This window comes from Pseudomonas sp. JL27(2026) (assembly GCF_056933555.1).
In genome coordinates this window covers 3400495-3420281 of sequence record NZ_CM167794.1, presented here as the reverse complement: position 1 = coordinate 3420281, position 19787 = coordinate 3400495, and the positions used below count along the sequence as shown (strand labels likewise).

Here is a 19787-nt window from a genome sequence, read left to right as displayed (position 1 = left end):
CAGACGTTGGGGTCGGCGGTTCTTTCGTGTGGGTTGACGCCCAAGAGAGTGATGCCGCGAGATCAGCCTTTGCTGGCTGCCAGGTAAGCGCCGAGGCGGCGGCCCATCTGCTCTCCCAAGGCTTGCAAGCCACTCAAGGGGCGGATCATTACCTCAAATTCAATGATTTTTCCTTGTTCATTGAACCGGATCATGTCGATCCCCTTTAACTGTTTTTCGCCGACGCTGGCGCTGAATTCCAGGACAACACTCAGCCCGTCCGCTGTCGAGAGTTCGCGGTGGTACTCAAAATGCTCAAACACGTCGGACACTGTGGTGAGAATCATCGCTACCACGGCCGCTCCGGGGTAAGGCGTGTGAGCCATGGGGGAGCGGAACACCACGTGTGGGGCCAGCAACTCGGGCAAGGCTTGCAGGTTCCCCTTGCGGATCATGTCGTGCCATTGGCTCAAGGATTCGGCGGCGTTGGGGTGCAGTTTCAGTTCAGACATTCTCGGCTCCATTGTTTTTGTTGTAGCGCATGATGATTGGCGCGGCACTGCCAGCCCACACACTGTAGATCACTGGGCGGGGCGTGCCTCAATCCGGCTGCTCAGCAGGGCGTTGCGGCCGGTTGACCGGTGGGTGTGACAGTGGGCACCCGGGCCAGGCGCACCTGCATGAGAAAGCACACGTCTTCCTGTCCGCCAACGCCTGCCAGTTGAACTTCTCCGCCATGCAGTTGGGCGATCCGCTGCACCATGTACAGCCCCAGCCCGGCACCCGCACTCAGTTGGGCTTGCCGGCCACGGTAGTACTTGTGGAACAGGCGCTCGCGTTCGTCCTCGGGGATCGCGTCCCCAGGGTGGCGAATGCTCAGGGAGAGGCCGTCGTCGGTTTCGCTCACGGTGAAGATAATTCGCGTGGGGGCCGGTGTGTGGCGGTCCGCGTTGGCCAACAGATTGCGCACGGCCACATGCAGCAAACCGGCGTCGCACAGGTACATCCGGCAGGGCAGGCGATAGTCGAGCGAGATCCGCCACGGGGCGAATTCGGCCACCACGTCTTCCAGCAGTCGGGCCAGGTCACAGGGGGCCAGGCGCGCGGTGGGACGCAGGTCAGTCATGCGGTCATGGGTCAGGTAGTCGTCGACCAACGCCAGCAAGCGTGAGCCTGCGTTGCGAATGTTCTGGCAGCGGCGCAGGTTTTTTTCAGCCGGTGCGTCGAGGTGTTTCGCCAGTTGCTGTGCCGAGGTGCTGATGATCGCCAGCGGGGTGCGGAACTCGTGGGAGACCATCGCCACGAAGTCGTTCTGTTGCGCCTGTATGCGCTGTTCCTGCTCAAGGGCGATGCGCAGTTCCTGTTCGAGCAGGGCCCGGCGCTGGATTTCTTGGCTCAACTCCTGGGTGCGGATCGCCACCAGCGACTCCAGGTGCACGCTTTGTTGCAGCGTCATTTCGGCGGCGGCCGCCTGGGCCAGTTCCTTGTCACGCTTGAGCCGGTTGTAGTGCGTGATGATGCGCAGGCTCATCAGCCCCATGTGAATCAGGGTGCCGATGGCGACTGCGTGATCGGTCCAGAACATCGCCGGGACATACCCAAGGTTGCGCAGGAAGCTGATCACCACACCGGCGTAGTAGATGCCGAAGGCGAGCAGGTAGAAGCGCGCCGGGCGATGGCCGCGACACAGCAGCCAGAGGCCCAAGCCAATAAAGCACGGCACCAACAGCAGCGCAGTGCTCAACACTACCGGCATCGCCTCGCGATAGTGCCCGGCGATGACCGCCAGTGCGGCGCCGCCCCCAATCCCCCAGCACAACCACGCCAGGCCATGTTGTAACCGTGGATACACCTGGGGCAGGCCCAACTGGCGGCCGGCAAAGATCACACCGATGGGCACGCCAAGGGCCAGGGCGACGCCCAGCAAGGGGTCGCTGAGCCACACGGGAATGCCCAGGAACTGCTGCGGCAGGCCAATCGTCAGGGCCTCGACCAACACGCAACAACTGACATAGCTCAAGTACCAGCCGCTTTCCGGGGCGCGGGTCATTCGCCAGAAGATGCTGTGGAAGCCGATCAGCATCAGGTAGACGCCGAAGTACAACCCGTACATGAGGAATTCGCGGCGGTTGGATTCCGAGAAGGCCAGCCGCGGGGTGAGTTCGATGCTCACCGACATGGCGTTTTTGGTTTGCAGGCGTAATAGCAGAAATTGCGGCTCACCCTGATGCAACTGCAACGGGAAGACTGCCGCACGGGAGTTTTCCGGCCATTGGCTGCGAGGCAGGTCCTCGCCCGCGCGTTGTTCCTGCCAGGCACCTTCGATGTTCTGGTACAGGCGCACATCATCCAGCAAGGCGTTGCTCAGGCGCAGCACCCAATGTTGCTCGGTGGCGTCTTTGGCTTCGACCTGCAATTTCAGCCAGATGTAATCGGCCGTGTAGCCGGCGCTCAAGCTGGCGGGCAGCGTGCGCCAGGTGCTCGCCTGCAAGGCTTGCTCCGGGCTCAGCTCACCGCTGGGGTCATCGAGACGTTGCAGATAGCCCGCAGCACTGACGGGTTGTTCCAGTCGGGCAAGGCCCAAAATATCCGCACGCGCCTGCAGGCCAAACAGGCCCAGGCAGAGCGTCAATACAAGGAGGAGGTTCTTCATGGCGCGGCACCTTAACACGTCCGCTTATGGCAGACTGCTACCACTTGGAAACGCTCAGAGATGCAACCGTGGCAATGAGTACTATGGCCGGCTATGACTGACTTGATTCTTTTGGAAGACGAACCTGTCCTCGCCCAGGAACTCGGCGAATTTCTTGACGAGAGTGGCTATCGCACCACGACTGTCACCAGCCTGGCCGAATTTGAGCAGGGCTTTGAGGCCCAGCGCCATCACCTGGCGATTATCGATCTGGGCCTTCCCGATGGAGATGGCTTGCAACTGATCCGCCGATTGCGTCAATCAGGGCATCGGTTGGGTATCGTTGTGTTGACCGCGCGCGACACCACGCCGGAAAAGATCGCGGGTTTGGGCGAGGGGGCCGATCACTATCTCGGCAAGGGCTGCGACCTGGACGAATTGGCGGCCGTGCTGGATTCGCTCAAGCGACGCCTGGACCTGGATCGCGACGAACAGCCCTGGCAGCTTGATGTCGGGCCTCGGCGGTTGCGGGTGCCCGGTGCCGGGCCGGTGCGCCTGTCGCAACAGGACCTGCTGGTGCTGCGTTGCCTGATGCAAGAAGCACCGGGCAGTGTCAGTCGGCAGGCGATTATCGAGTCCCTCGACGAAGACTTCCTCAGCTACGACCAGCGACGACTGGACACCCAGATGCGCCGGTTGCGCCGCAACATCGAAGAGTCCACCGGGCACACGTTGCCGGTCAAAACCCTGCGCAATGCCGGTTACTGCTTTTATGCGCAGGCGCAGATCAATGCCTGATCATGAGCCTTGTCTCACCCCTCGCTGACAGTCCTCGCCTGTTCGCTGACTTCGCCGCGTTCCCTGGGGCGCAAGCGGCTGGGAGCTGCTCAGGTTTGCTCAGGTTAAACCCTGTTCATCCGCGCTAGGCTGCGGACCTTTTTCAGGTCCACAGCCAAGGAGTTAAGCGATGAACAGGTCGTATCGTCTTATTTGGTCCCAGGTCCGCCAGGCGTTTGTTGTTGCTGATGAAGGCGCCAGGTCGAGCGGAAAATCCAGCATCAGCGGGGCCCGTCTTGTGGCCCTCGCCGGTGCGCTGTTCGTTGCTGCCTCCCCAGCGATGGCCGCTGTCACGCACTGTAGTGATCAAGTCACCTACATCAATGATGTGCGGATGGGCCCCACGTGTGCGCTCACTCAAAACGGTGCCGCCGTCATCGTGAGTGAGGGTGCCAGTCTCACCGTCAATGACACCAATCACAGTGCCGTGTGGGTCGACGCCTCCTCAGGTGCTGTCGTGGGCGTGACGATTGAAAACGCCGGACGCATCGAGTCGACGACCAACAGTGCGATTGGCATTGGTCAGCCCTCGGGTAACCCGATCCATGTGAGGCACATCATGAACATTGGGGGGGACATTCTCGGCAATACCGACGCAATATGGGTAGGCGGCAATACCGCTGTGACGGTTGGCAGCATTGAAAACGCAGGCAGGATCGAGGGCCGGGAAGGTGCGCTGGCCATCAGCGGCAATCCGGATACACCAATCTCCATTGGTCGCATCGTCAATTATGCAGGCGGGGTGATGCAGGGAGGGGACTTTGGGGTCGGTGCCTGGGGTTACCAGAACAATCTTGTGACAATTGGTAGTCTGGAAAATGCTGGCACCATCAAAGGGAGCGACGGCATTGATCTGAGATTCGTCACGGTCGGTGCAAGTATCCTCAATACCGGGCGTATCGACGCTAAAAGCACGGGCTTGATATTGCGTGACCTCACGCTGAAGGGGGACCTGACCAATCGTGGCAGTATCTCCGCAGCTGACGGTGGCATCAAAATAGAGAGGTCCATGGTTGCCGGAGCGCTGAACAATACCGGAGGTATTGAGTCAGGTGATTACACTTTGTATGTTAAAGGCAGCACGATCGTCGCCGGCATCAACAACAGTGGCAGCATCCTCACCAAAAATGACGTCAGCGTTGCACTGCTCGACAGTACGGTGTCAGGCCTGAGCAACTCAGGAAAAATCAGCGGCCTGGGCGGTGTGGACAGCAGATTCGGCTCTCTTGGGTTCATCGACAATAGCGGTATCATCGAAGGTCAGACTACTTCTGTATGGCTTGACGGCAGCGGCGCGACAACGATCAACGCCGTGGGCGATAAAGCGCGATTTATTGGCGACGTGAAAGCGATTGACGCCAGTTTTAACGTCAAGTCTGGCTCTACCTTCCGCAACGAAAGCGCGATCCAGGTTGCTGCCTTCAACATTGAGCGGGGCGCTACTTTCCTGATGGAGGAGGGACGAAGTACCACCCACGGTAAAGACAACGGCATAGGCTTTGAAGTGGCCAACGACGGCATCACCGTTGGCAGTGGCGGTTTCAACAACCACGGCACTCTTGCCTTGGGCGCCACCTCGTTCGGCAGCATCCTGGGCAACTACGAACAAGGCGCCGATGGTCGACTGAAAGTGGGTGTCGCCGACGACCACACCTTCGGCAAGTTGCTGATCGATGGCACTGCTACGCTGCCCACCAACGCCAGGATCGAGGTGGACGTCACCCGACCTGACCACACGTTCGGCGTCGCGGGTATGCAGGACATCCTGATGGCGCGCAACCTGGTCAGCGATGGCACCTTTGCCGTCAGCGACAACTCGTTGTTGTTCAACTTTGGCGCGGTCAAGAATGGCAACAGCGTTGACCTGACGCTTGCTGCTGCGGCACCTCCCAAACCCGTTGTTCCCGTGACGCCAGACAAACCGGTCGTGCCTGTTACGCCAGACAAGCCAGTTGTACCCGTGACGCCAGACAAACCGGTCGTACCTGTTACGCCAGACAAGCCAGTCGTACCCGTGACACCAGACAAACCCGTCACCCCTGTCACCCCACCCAAGCCGGATGACAACCTGACGGCGGAACACATCGTTCGCCAAATGGGCAACTCCCCGGCCTTCGGTGCGGCACGTGCCCTCGACCAGACGTTCGCGCAGAACCCGACCGGCGATCTGGCGGCGAGCTTCGTGAGCCTGACCACCCAGCAGCAAGTGTCCGAGGCCGTCACGCAAACCTTGCCGTTGCTCACCGGCAGCTCGATTGGTGCCACCGGCAGCACATTGTCGGGGATCAACCGGGTTATTCAGGCGCGGCAGGACAGTGGCCGGGTCGGCCTGTCATCCGGTGATGCGCCGTCGCAGGAAAACCTCTGGATCAAGACCTTTGGTTCGTGGGCTGATCAGGACGAGCGCAGCGGTGTGTCCGGGTTCGACGCCAATACCCAGGGCCTGGCGATTGGCGCTGACGCGACGGTCTCCGAGCAGGCGCGCCTGGGCCTGGCATTCGCCTATGCGAAAACCGATGTCGACAGCCACTCGAACATCGCCCCGCAGAGCATGCAGATCGACACCTTCCAGTTGATCGGCTATGGCAGCTACACCGTCGCACCGGGCACGGAGTTGAATGTTCAGGTGGATGTCGGGCAGAACAACAACAAAGGCAAACGTCATATGTCGTTTGCCGACGCCACGGCCAAGGCCGACTACACCAGCCACAACGCCCACGCGGGTGTCAGCCTGGATCACACGCTGCGACTCAACGACGCCCTGACGTTCCAGCCATCGGTACGTGCCGACTACACCTGGATCGCCGACGAGTCCTACCGTGAAAAAGGTGCCGATGCGCTGAACCTGAAAGTGGACAGCCGTGATGCCGAGGCACTGGTGCTGGGTGTTGACGGCAAGCTCGACTACAACGTGAGCGACAGCACCGTGCTCAGCGCGAGCGCGGGTGTCGGTTATGACGTGATCAACGAGCAAGCGTCCATCACCTCGACCTACGCCGGGGCACCGGGCGCGGCCTTCACCACCCAAGGTTTGGACCCAAGCCCATGGCTGGGCCGTGCGGGGCTGGGGTTGAACCACACGCTGGATAACGGCACCGAAGTGAGTCTGCGTTATGACGTGGAAACGCGCAGTGCTTTCAGTAATCAGGGCGTGTCGCTCAAGGCACGTTGGGCGTTCTAAAACGGCACCCTGTTGAAGGGGGATGCTGGCCCCTTGAGAAAAGAGACTTCGGTCTCTTTTTTCGTTTTTGCAGTGAACACCGCACATCAGGGTGCATTCGATTTATGATTCGCACCGGGTTGCGCCGCTGAACGTGTTCGGTGAGCCGGGTACCTGTCACCGGGTGATGCGCGAAAGCCGATCAGGCACGGCCTCGAAGGTCACCGCAGTCAAGGGAATGTGTGTAACGGGCCAGGATGCAATCAATGAATATCGATCCCTGCAAACGAGCGCTGCTTTTTAGATCGGCACATGGAAAGTCCATGTTGAGCCGATATAAAGAGAAACTCAGCCATTTGTTAGCCGTCAGCGAACTTGACGCGGGCTTGTTAAGTCTGCCGGAAACAGACCGTTTGATCGGCGAGTTGCATAACAAACACGAAGTGATGTGCGAGCGCATTGATTTTGCCAGCCTTGCTGAATACCTGAGTTTCGCTTCGACCATAATGAACGGTCGCTCGTACTGTCTGTTAATGGATGAGGATTGGAAATATTGTGGCGCCTACAAGGCAGTCAACAACACGCCTCTGCGTGTGCAGTTTGACTTTGATCGCTATTGCTGTGACGAAATCAGACTGATTAGCACGGACTTGTCGGTGCAGGTCTCTATTGATTATGAAGAGCGCCGAGGTGTGGGAGAGATTGAGTGCTATCTTCGAAGGTATGAATGATTAAATAGTTCTGGGCTGTTTTTGTGGGGGCGTTGAAGTGTTTGAGCGTTATCTGGAAGATAGAGAAGTTTACCTTGGCCTTGAGCAATATTTTGTTGAACTCTTCTGCCTCAAATTGACGCAGGATGGAAAGTCATGTGATGACTTTACAACACCTGTGTATAACACCACGTTCGCCAACGGTACGCCGTTTATGGATGGGAATCCGATCTTCTCTGCAAGGAATAAAAACAGTGGCGCCACCCTGAGGGTTGTGATTGATGAGGGTGGCGGGTTTACCTCTTACGATGAGCGTAAAGAGTCCGGAGTCGAGTGCGTGGTTATTGGTGATATCAAATGCTTGGCAGACATAGAGATGAAGCTTTCTGGGTGGGTTAGTCAACAGTGATTCGCCTGTCAGGCGTCACTGGATGGGTTGCAGCGCTGGAGTTGTAGTGAGGAGGTTGGAATGAAAGACGATGTCATGGAAAAAATAAGCTTCAGATTATCGGTTGTTGACGACTACCCGCCGGTGTCTACTGAGCGTGTATGGGCGCAGAAGTTGTCTTCCGGGTTGTTTCGTATAAGAAATATTCCGTTTTACATAAGGGAGGTCAGTCTGGATGACGAAGTGGTAGTTGAAGTCGGTGTGGATGGAGAGTGCCTGTTTTCCGAAGTGAAAAAGGAAAGTGGTAACAGTACGGTTCGAATTATTTTTTTTGAGGCGGGCGTATCAGAAATACCTGATGTCCTAGCCGCCATTGTCGCAATGGGCGGTACTTGGGAAGGCATGAGTAAGAAATTTTTTTCTATCAATATCCCAGAGCATATCTCTCTGGATAATATGCTTGAGTTTCTGGATGTCTGTACCGAAAAAGATTGGCTGGATTATGAATTTGGCATGATTCGACAATAGAACGGTTTGGTAGTATTGCTTGAGGTGTGTATGAGAATATCGATAGAGGCGACACAACAGATTTTTATGGATTACCATCGATTCGATGATGGTTTGTTACTATCGTTCGAGTACTTCTATGCCCCTGGTGAGCGGCTTGCAGCAAAAATAGTTCTCCACGCGAGAAACCATACCGTCGAGGGCAATGACTGGCGCAAAGTTGAAGTGGTCGTAAGGGACGTGAAGGAACTCTGCGCAAAAGTCCGAGGGGATCAATTTCACTCGATATGCACAGGGGTCAAGTTACTGAACCTTGATGGGCTGTGGTGTGTTGATGTTGACGGTGTTTATCATTTTGATGAGGACCCGGCCTCGCTTGATGAAGTTCGTCGAGACGGTAGCTGCTATGTGATTGGCAGTCAGGTAGAAGCCTACGAAATCCCGGGGTAGCAGGGGCGATAGGGTGTCTGAAGAAGGTGAACGTTGTGCATCATCATAAAACAAGCAATATCCTTACACTTGAATCGAGAGCCAGAGGTGACTATTTCATTCGCAAAGTGGCAGATTTCGAGGTGGTCTGGGGGCTGTTTGACAACGGTTGGGCCACGGCCAAAACAGTGGAGCTGACAGCCATTCCATTCTGGCCGGAAGAAAACTTCGCAGCCCTTTGCGCCACTCTTGAATGGACCGGTTTCAGCCCGCGTCCCATTGCCTTGCACGACTTTCTGACTCGGTGGCTTCCCGGGATGCAGGCTGATGGGAGAATGTGCCAGATTTTTCCGACGCCCGATGAGCACGGACTATTGATTTCGCCACAGCACGTTCTGGGTTTAATCACGCAAGAGTTGCAACAATACGAATAGCTGCACCGAGGGCATCGGGTGAGAGTAACGGCTTAAGGGCTGTCTGATAATTTTGGTTTAGGACCTCGTCAGTGAAAGACGGATTAAATGGAACAGATATTGAACGCCTTCTTCAATCTGCAGATGAGCAGGTTGTGATAGAGGCTCTGCTGTACATATGTTTCAATATCAATGATCCGGAGTGGGTTCAGAGGAAATGCATCGAAGTCATATCAGGGAAAGGCAATGACGATGTAAAGGGGATGGCTATCACTTGTTTGGGGCATGTAGCAAGAATTCATGCGGCTATTGACCGCGATAGGGTCATGCCTGTGTTATTGGCATGTATGAAGGAAGTGAGCTTGTCCGGCCGTGTCCAGGATGCGTTGGATGATATCGAATTATTTGTGAAGTAGTTCGCCTGTACAGGCTGAGATGTCAGGGCTCTTCAAGGAGGTAGTTGATGGCAGTGCAGAACGGGACGGCGCCGGATTATTTTGAGATGAATGATGGGGTTGTCCGAATATGGATTGAACAGGATTCATCCATTCATATGAAAGTGGTCACAAAAGAAAATGATCCAGTGGAGTTTTCTGAGTGCGAGGCGCTGAAAATAGCCGATGTGCTCAGGGCCTTCTCAAACCGTATTCAATAGAGCAGGCAGGGTTGTCGGGTTTGTCAGGGGTTATCAATGTCTAGTGTCTGGAGTTGAATCTTGGAAGCGCTTAAGGGGTTTGTTGTTCACGGAACAGCGGTTGGGGACGATAAGGATATAAGACTGGATGAGGTGTCTATATTGGCCGAACCTGAAACAATAAGAGCTCTAGGTGAATTCCTGATCAAGGCATCTCGCGAGATGGTAGAACATGGTGTCGAACATGTACATTTGCAAGATGTTTATCAGGGTTTTTCGAGCAGCCAGCACGTGGATGTGATTGCACTTAATCAAGTGGTAATTGGCACACCTTAACAAGGTGTGAAGAGATTTGTAGAGTGGTGGAGTGTTTATGGATACATGTCCCGCAATGCTGCAAGCGTATGCGACTGTTGAAAAATTCGTTGATGCTGTTGCTCGGAGAGATTCCGATACACTGCACAATGAATTTAAAGTCTCAAGCGTCGTCACTGAAGAAATATATGAAGCTGTCGATAGCTACTTTGGCGAAAGTAAAAGCCTCTCCATTGCTGGGTTGGCGCGGGCTTTGGATTTACGCGGCCAGCGTCCTTTTGTTGATGCTTACGAGACAAACAGCAAGACGCTGGGGATGGAGTGTGTGCTTTTTGATAACGGCGTTCCTGGCGAGGCTATCCTTCATGTTGAAGTTAAACAAATCGATGGTCAGTTTGAGTTGAGCTACAAGTATATCGGCTCCTGATCTTGAGTCACCTGGCGGAATTTCCGGCTTTGATTGTTGATTAACCATGGTTGGTGTGATGCACGGTGGCAAGTATTACGTGGGGCTGGAGGGAGGGGGGAGGTATTTAATACAGTACTCAGCCAGTCGACGAAATGCCGCGGATGCATTTCTCTCTCTCAGCGCTTCACGCATTGATTCAAACGTGCAGTGGTCCATGGTTGTTCTTACAAAATGAGTGGCTACCGTTGCACTTTCATCTGCGCCATTATGGTCACTCTCAAGAGTAGCCGCCATGTAACTGCCTCTTTCGTCCATTTGGTTGAACCGAATCACCTTTGAATCGTCGAGAATGAGTGCGCCTTCTTTTTTATCTTCCGAAAAATAGAACTCAAGGTTAAGTGGGTGGGTGGAGTCGGTGTCTTTAGAGCGCGTGCAGTGTCTCAGCAGGGACGTCAGTCGTGCGCCAGGTGCGATACTGATTCCGCTTCCCTTGTCGTGGCCTGAATGAAAGTACCGTTTGAAAACAATGTGTAGAACCCGGTTGTTATAGCGTGCCGTGTAGGCTTTTTCATAGAAATGAAAGTCTGACGGGTCGCCGACCAATTCGTAGTCATTCGCCATCAACTCGCTAGGGCTGAAGCCTTTGAGTCCAAGCAGGCTCGATGGGTTTATGGTCTTGTCATTCAGGTGTAAATCGAATAAATCAAGAAGTGAAACATTAAACATTTTAAGAGCTTCCTGCCATTGGAATGGCTTTTCTTAAGTCGTCTATGGCGTTGGTAAAATCTTCATTAGGTTGACCGATTTACCGGAGAGTAAGTGACGCTTCCAGGCTATCCGGGGCGCCCAGGCAGTATCAGAAACGACGTAAAGCAGTCGGCCACGTGCTGGGTTTTTCCGGTTTCGTGTGACCATAAAACCACTGTCGCTTCTCCAGTGCTTCCTGGATTCAGGTAGTCAAAACAGTAGTAATCACCTGTGCCAAACTCTGCAAACGGTAGTAATTCCCACGCAGGAATCATTGCATCCGGGAGGTTCTCCCAAGAGCCTTTCCACCCCAGGTTGAAGTGATGAACGATAGATTCCCATGTCTTTCTCGGGTCGCGGGAGTCGTAGACTGGAAACATCGTCAGGGCGCCCAAAGACTTTCCGTTGTTTGCCAGGAGCCAATGTGAAAATGACAGGGGGAGGGTGCAACCAAGCTCTTTTTCAGCGCTCTGTATGGCGTTTTTCGATGTCCCTATTACACGTTTACTGGCCATGGTCCTTCGCTTTTGTGGTGGGTCTCAGAGTCGTTACTTTATGAGAAAACTGATGCCTGTACTCATTACGGGTTGCCCGTTCCAGAGAGGCCTGATTGACGGTGTACAGTGCAGTTGCTCCATTCATTTATCCGGAAAATAACGCGTCACTAAGAATCATGGTTTTCTACCGGGGCTGTCGAGTCGACAAATAATTTCCAGCAACTCCCACCCCGTCGGAAGTCCGCGCTCCTCCATAAAAGTATCCACGTCCAGGGCTCTGTTCGCACTCATCGGGTCAAGTTCGGTGTTTTCCCAGAGCTGATCGCATTCCGTACAGACGATGACGTGCTCATCTGTTTTATTAACGCGTGCGACGACCAAGTCAGCGTATTCGTCGCATGTCAGGCAATGCACTGATTTCCTGTGGAGTTGGATCGTTGGCATATTAGGCTTCATCTATTGAGTGTCTTATCTTCAAGTCGTCAAGCACCTTTCCTGTCAGAGAGAGAAAGTGCTCTCTGGCAGTGCCCTCTGCATTGCACACAACCCAGAAGCCGTTTTCAGACTTTTCAATGGAGAAGTCAATCCAGTCGCAATGGCTGCCGGGGATCCATAGCGAACGTCCATCATCGCAGAGGTGAGCGTTGGGAAGCACGCCGCCGAGTTCTTCAAGTATTGAGGGTGAGTAGTCATTCAAGGCCCAGTCAACGTGGACGATGTATTCAAAACTCATTGTTCGTGTCCATGAGGTAGTTGAACCGGCCAGCAGGCTATCACTAACAAAAGCACGGCGGCCACCAGGTACGGCAAGCGTGGTTCGATGGCATAGATCAGGGTGCCGGCCAGCGGGCCGATGACCACGCCCAAGCCCTGGGCCGCGCCGACGGAACCGGCAGTCGCACCTTGTTCCGCTGCGTCCACGGCATTCGCGGCCAGTGCGGCGAAGGCGGGGAAGATCCAGCCCATGCCCGCCGCCGAGACAAAGAAACACGCCCACAACGCCCAGTCGGTATCGGCCAGCGTGCTGCCGGCGAACCCGGCAGCGGCCACGGTCGCACCGACGCGGATCATCCGCAGCGGCGGCCATTCCAGTTTGCGCACCACCAATTGCGAGCAGATCAACGCCACGCCGACCATGGTCAGGGCGATGCCGGCGGTGCGAGCGGCGTTGGCGGGCGTCATACCGAGCTTGTCCAGGGCATAGAAGCCCACGGTGATCTGGGCGATGGACACGCACAGCATGGCCACGAAAGCGACCACCAGTGGCCGCCGCAGGCGCGGGTCCCCAAGGCGCACGGGGCGTGGCGGTTGCTTGAGGTGCAGCGCCTGATGCTTGAGCCGCAAGAACAACACCAGGAACGCCAGCAGTGGCAACACCGCCATCACATACAGCGGCAGGCTCAGGCTTTGTCGCGCCAGTAAGGCTGCCGCTGCCGGGCCGAGCACCAGGCCGACGGCATTCGCCGCGCCGAGTGAGGCCATGGCGCGTGCGCGATGTTGCGGTTCGATGTTGTCGGCAATCAACGCATAGCCACCCACGGGAATGGCCGCGTAGAAAACGCCGATCAAACCGCGCCCAAGCATCAGCCCGACAAACGCCAGTATCGCCGTTGGCAGCAGGTGCAATGACGTGTCGATAAACACGCACAGCGCACAGTACGCCAGGGTAAAACCGCCAGTGCCGAGCAGCAGCACGCGACGCCGACCCAGGCGATCACTGGCCCGGCCCCACGGCCGGGCCAGCAGCATCCAGACCACTCCCGACACCGTCACCGCAGCCCCGGCTTGCCACGTGGCGAGCCCCAGCACCCGGGCGATGGGGCCGATCAACGAGACGAACGCCATCATCGCCATGGTGCACGCCATGTTGGCCAACAGCAGCGGGCGCAGGTCGAAGCTTACGGCCGCTGTGTTGGCCGGTTGTTGCCGTTCTGCGGTGTCTTGGGTGCTATTCATCGGTTATCCAGTGACAGAGTGAGAGGGCAGGCGCCCGTCGACCATGACCAGTGGTCGGCCACGAACCTGTTCCAGGCGTGCGTTGACCCCATAGACCTCACGCAACAGTTGCTCATTGATCACCTCCAGTGCCGGGCCGGCCGCCGCCAGTTGGCCGTTGTGCAGGACTACGACCTGATCGCTGAAACCCAGCGCCAGGTTGATGTCATGCACCACCACCAGGGTGATGAGTTGCCGTTCACGGGTCTCGCGGGTGATGGCTTCAACGACCTGGCATTGGTGGTAGAGGTCCAGCGCACTGGTGGGTTCATCGAGCAACAGCACGCGCGGCTGGCGCACCAAGGCCTGCGCCAGCCCGACCAGTTGCCGTTGCCCGCCGGACAAGGCATCCACCGGGCGGTCGGCCAGGGCCGTGAGGTCAAGGTCGGTCAGGACCTTCTCGACGCTCTGCAACACGGCGACGCTGGGGCGACCAGGCGAAAAACCGCTGCCGCGATGACCGGCCATGGCCGCGCTCAGCACGGCTTCGAAGGCACACAGGCGGGTGCGCTCCGGCAGGCTTTGCGGCAGGTAGACGATCTGCTGGGCTCGCTCGACCTGAGGTTGTCGGTTCAAGTCCTGACCATTGAGCATCACCCGGCCGCTGGCCTGATGCAAACCGGCAATGCCACGCAAAAGCGTGGACTTGCCGGCTGCGTTGGGGCCGATCAACGCGGTCACGGTGCCGGCCGCGACGGTCGGCAGATCAATGTTGCTCAATACGTTGCGTGCGCCATAACGCATGCTCAGGCCTTGAGTGCTCAGGCCTGCGCAGAAGGGGGAAGTCGTCACAGGGCACCTCGGCGGTTGCGCATGACAATCGCCATGAAGAAGGGGATGCCCACCAGCGCGGTGACGATCCCGACCGGGATCAGTACGCCGGGAATCAATGCCTTGCTGGCAATCGAGGCCATGGACAGAATCAGGCCGCCGCACAGAACGCTGGCCGGCAGAAACAGCCGATGGTCTTCACCGACCAGCAGGCGGGCAATGTGTGGCGCGATCAGCCCGATAAAACCGATGGTGCCGACAAACGATACGGCCAATGCCGAGAGCAGGCTGATGCGCAGCAACGAAAGTACGCGCAACCTTCCCACGTCGATGCCGAAGCTGCGAGCGCGTTCTTCACCCAGGGTCAGGGCGGTGAGGGCCCAGCTCTGGCGCAGGGAAAACGGCAGGCAGATCAGCAGTGCCACCGCGAGGATCGCAAGTTTTTCCCAGGAGGCGCGGGCCAGGCTGCCGAGGGTCCAGAACACCAGTTGCTGCAAGCTGTCCTGGCTGGCCACGAATTGCAGCAGCGCCACCAAGGCATTGAACGCAAACACCAGGGCAATGCCGAACAGCACCAGGCTTTCCACGCCGAAGCCACGCCAGCGGGCCAGCAGGTACAGCACGGCCACCGAGGCGAGGGCAAAGACAAAGGCGTTGGCCGAGATCAGGTATTGCGTCGGCACACCGGGAATACCCAACCCCAGCACAATCGCCAGTGCCGCACCGAAGGCGGCTGCGGCCGACACGCCGAGCGTAAAAGGGCTGGCCAGCGGGTTGTCGAGGACGGTCTGCATTTCTGCCCCGGCCAATGCCAGCGCGGCGCCCACCAGCACCGCCATCAGGGCGTACGGCAGGCGCACATTCCAGACGATGACCGCTTCCACCCGAGGCATGTCCTGCGGATTCCACAGCACTTCAAGCAGTCGCGACAGGCTCATTCCGGAAGGGCCGGTGGTGATGTCGATAGCCAGGCAAGCCAGCAACGCCAGTCCAAGCCCGAGCAACACCAGCGTACGGCGCACATGACGCTGGCGATAGCGCTCGCCGGCGTAGGTTGGCGAGGTTTCGCAGGCCGGCAGCGTCATTGTTCAAGGCTCGTGGTGAACACACCGCTGGCCGGAATCGGCATGAAGCGTCGATAGAGTTCAGCGCGGGTCTGCTCGGGGTCGAGTTGCGCGAACAGGTGCGGATGCAACCATTTGGCCAACGCCTGGACGGCGATCAGGTGTTCGGGAGAGTCATAGAAAATATGCCAGAGGCCATGCACATTGCCTTCGCGCACTGCCCGCAGTTCGCTCAACGGTGCCCGGTGGGCCACTTGCCGCAAGCTGTCGCGGGCCTGTTTGTCAGTGGCGGCGTAGCCCAGGGTCACACCGCCCTGGCCTGCAGCGAACACCCCGGTGGCGACGTACACCTGTGGTTCGCTGGACAGAATGTACTCGACGTTCAACACGCCGATCGGACCGGGAATCCGCCCCGCGCCAATGTTCTCGCCACCGGCCAGGGTGATCATCTCACCGAAATTACCGGTGCCCGGTGAGCCACAGCAATCCTGCAACCCGGCGAGCATGTCGATGAAGATTTTCGGGCGGGGCACAGGGGCCGGCGCCTTGGCGAGGGTCTCGCTGACGGTCGCCAGTGATTGCTGGTAGAAGTCGATAAAGGCGTCGGCCTGCTGCTCGCGGCCCAGGGCCTGGCCGAGGACGCGCATGCTGGGCACGGTGTTGCTTAGGGGGTGGTCGCTGAAGTCGACGAACACCACGGCCACCCCGGCGGCTTCGAGTTGTTTGACTGCTTCACTGTCGGGACTCGGGCCATGGCCGCCGCTCAGGGCCATGATGGCCAGGTCCGGGTGCACCGCCAGGGCTTTTTCGACACTGAAAGTGTCCGCCGAAGTGCCGCCCACCAATGGCACGTTGTCGGCCTCGGGGAACTGCTGGCGGTAGGCGGCGTAGCCTTGCACGTCGAGCCCACGGAAATCCCCTTGCCAACCGGCCAGGCGAGTAAACGGATTCTTGCCTTCCAGCAACGACAGCGAATAGATCATCCGGCCTTCGCCCAGCAGGATGCGGTCGACCTTGGCGGGCACCTCGACCTGCCGTCCGGCGAGGTCCGTGACTGTGGCGGCGCTGACACTGCCGGCGATCAGCAAACCCAGCGGCAGCAGGCTCAAGCGCACGGCACGACAGGCGCGGTGCAGGAACGGGGAGTGGGTCATGGGGCGATTCCTTGAACAAGTGAATGGGCCTGGCGTCGGGCGCGTTTGCGCCACCACAGCAGCAGGCCGGTGATGTACAGCAGCGGCAATGACAGCCCGCCAATGAAGGCCAGGACTTCGCCGGGCAGGCCTAGCAACAGATGGCCGTGCAGCGCCGAGAAGGTCGGTTTGAGTACGAGAGGATCAGCGCCGGTCCAGGCGAACCAGTCGGGTCGGGCCAGCCACACGCCGCTGGCCGCGATGGCGATCAGCGGCAAGCAGAGCCAGGCGGCCGCGAGGTTGTGCCATTCGCGAATCCGCTGCAGGCCTTGGCTGCCACGGCGCACACTGGCGGCTTTCCACCAGCTGCGTTGGCCCGGCCACCAGAGATAGAGCCCGCTGCCGACGGAGCCCAGCAGGACCCAGCCGCAGAGAAACAGCAGCGTCGTTCCCCACGGCGGCGGTAGCAGCAGGGCGCGGTGCAGCGCCACGAGTTTCGCCAGCCACAGGTCCTCGAACACGAAGAACCCGCGTGCTTCACCGCTGTACGGATCGACCATCGCGATCCCGGTGCCTGGGCGGTCCTTCAGCGTGCCGAAGACAATGGCGTTGTCCGACTCCAGAAACCCCTGGCGCGGTGCCGCAGCGCCCAGGCGTTTCTGCCAGTGCGGGTAGGCCTCGCCCGCAGCGTTGAGCCACGCCGCGCTGTCGAGCATCGGCGCTTGCCGTTGGCCGGCCTTGAGCTCCAGCGCCTGGCTGCCGACTTCCCAGCGCAGGATCGGCCCTTTGAGTTCCAGCAGCGAGCCACTGAGGCCGATCACCGCCAACAGCAGGCCGACGCTCAGCGCCAACCAGCGGTGCACGGTCAGCCACAGTGAGCGCAAACCCATGCGCGACATTGCCACGACCTACCAGCGATAACGCAGGCTGGCGATGACGCTTCGGTCATAGCCGGCACTGCAATTGAGGGCCGAGCAACTGTCGTAATAACGTTTGTCGGTCAGGTTGGTGGCGTTGACCGCCAGGCGCAGGCCTTTGGCTTCGGGGATGAGTTTGTCGAAGTCGTAGTGCACCGTCGCATCGAGCAAGGTGTAGGAGGGCACCGTCACGGTATTGGCTGTATCGCCCTCGGTCGAGCCGATGTAGCGCACGCCGACCCCGAAACCCAGCCCACTGAACAGGCCGTTGGGCAGGGTGTAGTCCGCCCACAGCGAGGCCATTTTTTCCGGTGTGTCGGTGGGGCGGTTGCCTTTCTCCAGCGGGTTGTTGCTCTTGCTGACTTCGGCATCGTTGTAAGTCAGCGCTGCCAGCAGGTCGAGGCCTTCGGCGAGGCTTGCCTTGCCTTCGAGTTCGACCCCGCGCACGTTCACTTCACCGGTCTGGACGCTGTTGAGGTTGTTCTTCGGGTCGGTGGTCTTGACGTTCTGCTGCGTGAGGTCGAACAGTGACAGGGTGATGTAGCTGTCGATGCCGGGAGGCTGGTATTTCACGCCGATTTCCGACTGCTTGGCGGTGCTCGGCTTGAACGCCGCGCCGTAGAGATCAGTGCCCAGCACCGGGTCGAACGAGGTGGCGTAACTGATGTAAGGCGACAGGCCGTTATCGGCCAGGTACACCAGCCCGGCGCGGTAGGTGAATTTGTCGTCGCGCTGTTTGTTGCCGCTGTTTTCCAGGCGATTGTCGGTGCGGGCACTGGAGCGGTCCTGACGCCCGCCGACGGTCAGCACCCAATGCTTGTCGAAGGTCATTTGCTGCTGGGCGTAGACCCCGGTCTGATCAGCCCGTTGCAGGGTGCTGGCCATTGGGGTGTCCGGGTTGAAGCCTTTGCCGTAGACCGGGTTGTAGATGTCGATGGGTGCGGCGTTGCCGCCGTTCAGGTAGTAATCCTCGCGGGTGCGCCGGTAGTCGAGGCCCACCAGCGACACCATGTCGGTATCGCCCAGGCTCCAGCGTGCCTCGGCGTTGTTGTCCAGCGAGTAGACGTCGCCGATGATCCGGAAACGATAGGCCGCGCGTTCCAGGGTGCGCATGTCGGGCCTGAGGAACCGGCCGCTGGCGGTGTTGGTCAGCAGGTTGACGTGGCCGTAGCGGGCGCTGGAGTGCAACGTCCAGATGTCATTGAGGTTGTGGTCCAGCAGGTAGCCCACCGAGTACTGGGTGCGGTCGTTGTCCAGGCCGGGCTCGTCGAGGAAGACGTTGTGGTCGACCTTGCCATTGGGGTTGGGCCTGAACGTACCGGCCGCCGGCAGGAATACCCGTGGCGCGCCGAACTCGTCCTGGGTGTAGTCGCCGAGCACGGTCAGGCGGGTGTCCTCGTTCGGCTGCCAGGTGAAGGAGGGTGCGATGTACTGTTTGTTGTCCTCGATATGGTCGAACTGGGTACCGCTGTCGCGGCCCAGGCCTACCAGGCGATAAAGGAACTGGCCCTCGTCATCCAAGGGGCCGCTGACGTCGAATTGACCCTGGGCGCGATCGAAACTGCCGCCCTGGATTTGCACCTCGTGGTACGGCTGGTCGAGGGGGCGTTTGCTGATCTGGTTGACCACGCCGCCCGGCGCGTTCTGGCCGAACAGGACCGACGACGGCCCTTTGAGTACATCAACCCGCTCCAGCCCATAGGCTTCGATTTTTGGCCAGGCCTGGGTGGTGGTGCCACGCAAACCGTCGCGCAGCATGCCGGTGCTGGTCACGTCGAAACCGCGGATGCTGATGTTGTCGAAGCGCTGGTTGGCCGCCGTGGTGTTGGCCTGCACGCCAGCGGTATAGCGCAGGGCTTCACTCACCGACTGCACCTGCTGGGCGTCCATCTGGTCGCGGGTGATGACGGAAATCGACTGGGGGATTTCATTCAGCGCGGTGTCGGTCTTGGTGCCGCTGAGGCTGCGCTTGGCCACGTAGCCGGATTCTTTGCCCGTAGGGCTTTCCTGCACGCCGGTGACGACGCTGTTCTCCAGGACCAGGGCACGCGTGCCGTCCGCGCTCTGCTCGGCGGCCATCAGATGATCGACCTGGCCAAGGGAGACGCCCAGCGCCAGACCGTGCACCAGCAGGGCCAGAGGGTGGCGGCGCCAGACCGGGCGAGGGGAAGGACAGTCGTGTGGCAAACCGTGAGAATCTCGATGCGGGACGCGGGTGCCCATGTTTCACTCCATGACGAGGTATTAATG

The 19787-nt window shown here is 58.6% G+C and carries 22 protein-coding genes; 11 read left to right on the top strand and 11 right to left on the bottom strand.

Annotation, left to right across the window (positions count from 1 at the left end):
• Positions 1-62: 62 nt before the first annotated feature.
• The gene (locus AC1Z1G_RS15550; RefSeq protein WP_483620951.1) at positions 63-491 is read right to left on the bottom strand and encodes a nuclear transport factor 2 family protein; all 429 of its coding nucleotides are present in this window, start codon (positions 489-491) and stop codon (positions 63-65) included.
• Positions 492-592: 101 nt separating this feature from the next.
• Positions 593-2632, bottom strand: a complete 2040-nt coding sequence (locus AC1Z1G_RS15545) for a sensor histidine kinase (RefSeq protein WP_483620950.1) — start codon at positions 2630-2632, stop codon at positions 593-595.
• A 93-nt stretch (positions 2633-2725) separates the two neighbouring features.
• On the opposite strand from AC1Z1G_RS15545, the gene AC1Z1G_RS15540 reads away from it, so the two are divergent.
• The 11 genes from AC1Z1G_RS15540 (at position 2726) to AC1Z1G_RS15490 (ending at position 10431) form a co-directional block, all read left to right on the top strand.
• Positions 2726-3409 carry a response regulator transcription factor gene (locus tag AC1Z1G_RS15540; RefSeq protein WP_483620949.1) on the top strand — a complete coding sequence of 228 codons (684 nt, stop codon included), beginning with the start codon at positions 2726-2728 and terminating at the stop codon, positions 3407-3409.
• A 169-nt stretch (positions 3410-3578) separates the two neighbouring features.
• On the top strand, positions 3579-6629 hold the full coding sequence (locus tag AC1Z1G_RS15535; protein WP_483620948.1) for an autotransporter domain-containing protein: 3051 nt from the start codon (positions 3579-3581) through the stop codon (positions 6627-6629).
• A 245-nt stretch (positions 6630-6874) separates the two neighbouring features.
• Positions 6875-7339: a hypothetical protein gene (locus tag AC1Z1G_RS15530; protein ID WP_483620947.1), complete on the top strand. Its 465-nt coding sequence runs from the start codon at positions 6875-6877 to the stop codon at positions 7337-7339.
• A gap of 37 nt (positions 7340-7376) precedes the next feature.
• On the top strand, positions 7377-7727 hold the full coding sequence (locus AC1Z1G_RS15525) for a hypothetical protein (RefSeq protein ID WP_483620946.1): 351 nt from the start codon (positions 7377-7379) through the stop codon (positions 7725-7727).
• Between the two features lie 60 nt (positions 7728-7787).
• On the top strand, positions 7788-8234 hold the full coding sequence (locus AC1Z1G_RS15520; RefSeq protein ID WP_483620945.1) for a DUF4265 domain-containing protein: 447 nt from the start codon (positions 7788-7790) through the stop codon (positions 8232-8234).
• A gap of 30 nt (positions 8235-8264) precedes the next feature.
• A complete protein-coding gene (locus AC1Z1G_RS15515; RefSeq protein WP_483620944.1) occupies positions 8265-8663 on the top strand; it encodes a hypothetical protein in 399 nt (132 codons plus the stop codon).
• Positions 8664-8698: 35 nt separating this feature from the next.
• Positions 8699-9076, top strand: a complete 378-nt coding sequence (locus AC1Z1G_RS15510; protein WP_483620943.1) for a DUF2750 domain-containing protein — start codon at positions 8699-8701, stop codon at positions 9074-9076.
• Between the two features lie 71 nt (positions 9077-9147).
• Positions 9148-9471, top strand: a complete 324-nt coding sequence (locus AC1Z1G_RS15505) for a hypothetical protein (RefSeq protein ID WP_483620942.1) — start codon at positions 9148-9150, stop codon at positions 9469-9471.
• 47 nt (positions 9472-9518) lie between these two features.
• Positions 9519-9710 carry a DUF6360 family protein gene (locus tag AC1Z1G_RS15500; protein WP_483620941.1) on the top strand — a complete coding sequence of 64 codons (192 nt, stop codon included), beginning with the start codon at positions 9519-9521 and terminating at the stop codon, positions 9708-9710.
• A gap of 60 nt (positions 9711-9770) precedes the next feature.
• Positions 9771-10025 (top strand): Imm32 family immunity protein, encoded by a 255-nt coding sequence (locus AC1Z1G_RS15495; RefSeq protein WP_483620940.1) that lies wholly within the window; start codon positions 9771-9773, stop codon positions 10023-10025.
• Between the two features lie 37 nt (positions 10026-10062).
• The gene (locus AC1Z1G_RS15490; RefSeq protein WP_483620939.1) at positions 10063-10431 is read left to right on the top strand and encodes a hypothetical protein; all 369 of its coding nucleotides are present in this window, start codon (positions 10063-10065) and stop codon (positions 10429-10431) included.
• Positions 10432-10506: 75 nt separating this feature from the next.
• Here AC1Z1G_RS15490 and AC1Z1G_RS15485 read toward each other — a convergent pair whose 3' ends face one another.
• From AC1Z1G_RS15485 to AC1Z1G_RS15445, 9 genes are all read right to left on the bottom strand, one after another.
• Positions 10507-11139 carry a hypothetical protein gene (locus AC1Z1G_RS15485; protein WP_483620938.1) on the bottom strand — a complete coding sequence of 211 codons (633 nt, stop codon included), beginning with the start codon at positions 11137-11139 and terminating at the stop codon, positions 10507-10509.
• 107 nt (positions 11140-11246) lie between these two features.
• The gene (locus AC1Z1G_RS15480) at positions 11247-11675 is read right to left on the bottom strand and encodes an SMI1/KNR4 family protein (RefSeq protein WP_483620937.1); all 429 of its coding nucleotides are present in this window, start codon (positions 11673-11675) and stop codon (positions 11247-11249) included.
• 427 nt (positions 11676-12102) lie between these two features.
• On the bottom strand, positions 12103-12390 hold the full coding sequence (locus AC1Z1G_RS15475) for a hypothetical protein (RefSeq protein WP_483620936.1): 288 nt from the start codon (positions 12388-12390) through the stop codon (positions 12103-12105).
• Complete coding sequence (locus AC1Z1G_RS15470) at positions 12387-13613, bottom strand: MFS transporter (RefSeq protein ID WP_483620935.1); 1227 nt, start codon at positions 13611-13613, stop codon at positions 12387-12389. Before AC1Z1G_RS15470 ends, AC1Z1G_RS15475 begins: the two co-directional genes overlap by 4 nt.
• A 3-nt stretch (positions 13614-13616) precedes the next feature.
• A complete protein-coding gene (locus AC1Z1G_RS15465) occupies positions 13617-14444 on the bottom strand; it encodes an ABC transporter ATP-binding protein (RefSeq protein ID WP_483620934.1) in 828 nt (275 codons plus the stop codon).
• On the bottom strand, positions 14441-15508 hold the full coding sequence (locus AC1Z1G_RS15460; RefSeq protein WP_483620933.1) for a FecCD family ABC transporter permease: 1068 nt from the start codon (positions 15506-15508) through the stop codon (positions 14441-14443). The genes AC1Z1G_RS15465 and AC1Z1G_RS15460 overlap by 4 nt, the downstream gene beginning before the upstream one ends.
• Positions 15505-16641 (bottom strand): ABC transporter substrate-binding protein, encoded by a 1137-nt coding sequence (locus AC1Z1G_RS15455; RefSeq protein WP_483620932.1) that lies wholly within the window; start codon positions 16639-16641, stop codon positions 15505-15507. The genes AC1Z1G_RS15460 and AC1Z1G_RS15455 overlap by 4 nt, the downstream gene beginning before the upstream one ends.
• The gene (locus AC1Z1G_RS15450) at positions 16638-17519 is read right to left on the bottom strand and encodes a PepSY-associated TM helix domain-containing protein (protein ID WP_483620931.1); all 882 of its coding nucleotides are present in this window, start codon (positions 17517-17519) and stop codon (positions 16638-16640) included. The genes AC1Z1G_RS15455 and AC1Z1G_RS15450 overlap by 4 nt, the downstream gene beginning before the upstream one ends.
• Before the next feature lie 9 nt (positions 17520-17528).
• The gene (locus AC1Z1G_RS15445) at positions 17529-19760 is read right to left on the bottom strand and encodes a TonB-dependent siderophore receptor (RefSeq protein ID WP_483620930.1); all 2232 of its coding nucleotides are present in this window, start codon (positions 19758-19760) and stop codon (positions 17529-17531) included.
• Positions 19761-19787: the final 27 nt, after the last annotated feature.